We start from the raw sequence: 2,599 nt of genomic DNA on the forward strand, positions 1-2,599 counted from the left end.
CCGAGGGCGCGAGCCCCGCGTTCACCAGGCACCGGGAACGGCACGTCGCGACATGGCGCGCTCAACGAGCCCCCGACAACCCAACCCTCCCACCCATTGCGCGAAATGTCCGAGGACGAGCAGCACCATGTCTCGCGGCCGGTCCCAGCCTGCCGTCGCGCGGCTTGGTTGGTGGTAAGCGATGTCGCGGCGAAGGTACGGCGTGGCGGTCGCTCAGATCCGGGCGATACGGCATCTTCGGATCCACCAACGGCCAGACCACGACGACCAACGTGGGCAACGTGGGCAACGTGGGCAACGTGGGCAACGTGCAAACTTGCGCTCAGGAGTTGCGAAAGCGAGAGGGGTAGGCCTCGCCCGCAAAAGTGCGGAAAAGGAGGGGTAGGCCCGGCGCCCGTCGGTGCGCAAGGTGCGAGCAGATCACGCACTTGAAGACGGACCTGTCGGCGTCTGATGTAGCTCAGCCACCCGCGTCGGAGACCAGCACAAACGGGACCTCGTGGACCCGGGCGTCGTACTCGAGCCGTGGGGCCGCAGCCCTCAGCTGCTTGGGATGAGCGTGCCGGCCCAGGCACGGGCAGCGCTGAGCTCGCCGTCGACCAGACCGCCCGACTTCCCGTTCACGGAGAACGTGCGCGGCGGGCAGGCGCGCACTGCGCCGGCGGACCGCAGGTTCTTGTCGATCGCCTTCGCCGCCGAACCGGGCAGTCGCGGGGTGAGGACCTTGGTGTCGAAGGTGGCGCAGCGCAGTCCCGACTTGATGGTCAGGTCTTCGAGCCACTCGCGGACCCCGATCGTCGCCGAGATCACCGGGCTCTTCTCCTTGGTGGCTTCCAGCCGGGTCGAGGCCCTGCTCATCCCGAAGGCGTGGACCGGAGCCCCGACCACGAGGAGGTCGACGTCGGCCCCGAGCACCGGGCCTTCAGCTGCGAGCGCTCCCACCTCGACGACGCGGACCGGGCCCACCTCACCCAGCCTCTGCGCGATCTCCTCCGCGAGGGCTTTGGTGGCGCCGGACATGGATTCGTACACGACCAGGGATCTCATACGCCCACCATCCGCCCGGGCCCGGGTCTTCGCCCCGGCCGTAGGTCCCGGTGCGGTCGCTTCGAGTCCCTCTCACTCCCCGACGCGAGCACCGCGAGCCCGCACCGCGCCGTCGCGACGAACACCATCGAGGGCCATGAAGGCAAAGTAGAACCGGGCCGCGGCTTCACCCTCCGCACATGCCGATGACCGCGCGCAAGCCGAGTGAGCTCATGGGGCGGGCGCTGTAGATCCGTGTCGCCGCAGAGCGCATGGGTCGCATTCGAGCCGAGACTGGGATTGGAAAGCCCCCCGGCCCGCGGTGCTACCTCGGAGAGGTAGCGCGAGGGAGCGGACAGGCGAGGACCGTCTGGCTTGCGTCGGACGCCGTCAACAGATCAGCGCCATCTGGCCGTCGGCGACCACGGAGCGACGCGGAATGCACAAGCTGGCTAGTCCCGCACCGGAAGCCCTTTCCGAGCTCTAGATGCGGCGGGTCTCATGAGCCCACATGGCGAGCTCCATGCGGTTGCGGGCGCCGAGCTTCCTCATGAGGCTGGTCAGGTGGGCCTTCACGGTGCTGTGCTGATGTACAGCTCAGTGGCGATCTCGTCGTTGGTGCCGCACTGCGCCACCGGGACGAGGACTTCCTCCTCACGGGCGGTGAGCCGTTCAAGGGCTGCCTTACAGGTCCGGTCTGTGAGTGTGCGAACGCTGCGAGCAGGCGGACGGTCACGCTTGGTGCGATGAGCGCATCCCCGTCAGCCGCGGCGCTTACATGATCACCGAAATCACCGAAGCCACCCAGGCCATTGCCAGGATCATCAAGACCTGACGCCCGCCCCACCCATGGCATCCGCAACTCGAGGAGAACGCCCGTAGGAACACCCGGTGCGGCGGCTATGGATCGGAGCCGCGGTGCAGAGGGCGGCGCGACTGTCTCGCCCTGGGTTCAGTGGAGGCTCTGAACTGACACTCCGACGGTAGCCGGGGCTGGGTTGTGACGGTAGTAGTGGTCCTCGTGCTCGGCCGGGGGGATCAGTCCGATCTCGCCGTGCAGGCGCCGGTGGTTGAACCAGTCGATGTACTCGGCGACCGCGATCTCGAGGTCGTCGATTCCCTTCCAGGGGCCGTTGTTGCGGATCAGCTCGGCTTGAGCGCCGCGCGAGGTCGTTCGCAGCCGCGGCGACTGGCACAGTCGCCTTCACGCAGCCGTACTCTTCGCACCAATCCTCACTGCCCGCATCGGGATGCTCCTGGGTCAAGTCCTGGGGAGTGGTGTAGCGGTTCGGCGTGATTCTTCGCGTTGAGTTATGCGCTCAGGGTGTTCAAGGTGGGGGCGTCCTCCTGGTTGTGGTGGGGGTTGTCGATGAGGGTCAGGCGGGCTCGGCTCAGGACCTCGAGTCCGAAGTAGCGGCGGCCTTCGGCCCATTCGTCGTGCTGCTCGGCCAGGACGGCGCCGACGAGTCGGATGATGCTGGTGCGGTCGGGGAAGACGGAATTTGTCAAGGTAGTTGAGGCCGGTGGGTGTTAAGCGGCTAACCCGATTCCGGTGTTGTCGGCGGGCTGGTTG

At 67.3% G+C, this 2,599-nt stretch carries 3 protein-coding genes and 1 pseudogene; all 4 read right to left on the minus strand.

The features are described from left to right. Positions 1 to 540: 540 nt before the first annotated feature. Positions 541 to 1,047 (minus strand): flavodoxin family protein, encoded by a 507-nt coding sequence (locus EUA98_RS19395; RefSeq protein ID WP_130104322.1) that lies wholly within the window; start codon positions 1,045 to 1,047, stop codon positions 541 to 543. A 462-nt stretch (positions 1,048 to 1,509) separates the two neighbouring features. Continuing rightward, positions 1,510 to 1,578 carry a hypothetical protein gene (locus EUA98_RS20400; RefSeq protein WP_242511738.1) on the minus strand — a complete coding sequence of 23 codons (69 nt, stop codon included), beginning with the start codon at positions 1,576 to 1,578 and terminating at the stop codon, positions 1,510 to 1,512. A gap of 400 nt (positions 1,579 to 1,978) precedes the next feature. Next, positions 1,979 to 2,224, minus strand: a complete 246-nt coding sequence (locus EUA98_RS20625; RefSeq protein ID WP_130104323.1) for an IS3 family transposase — start codon at positions 2,222 to 2,224, stop codon at positions 1,979 to 1,981. Positions 2,225 to 2,337: 113 nt separating this feature from the next. Beyond that, positions 2,338 to 2,523 (minus strand): annotated as a pseudogene (locus tag EUA98_RS19410) (transposase); the annotation flags it as partial. Between the last annotated feature and the right edge of the window lie 76 nt (positions 2,524 to 2,599).

This window comes from Pengzhenrongella frigida (genome assembly GCF_004168625.1).
Lineage (GTDB): Bacteria > Actinomycetota > Actinomycetes > Actinomycetales > Cellulomonadaceae > Pengzhenrongella > Pengzhenrongella frigida.

Excerpts from the sequence above, each read along its gene's own strand:
- EUA98_RS19395 (WP_130104322.1), bottom strand. The coding sequence starts at position 1,047 with ATGAGATCCCTGGTCGTGTACGAATCCATGTCCGGCGCCACCAAAGCC.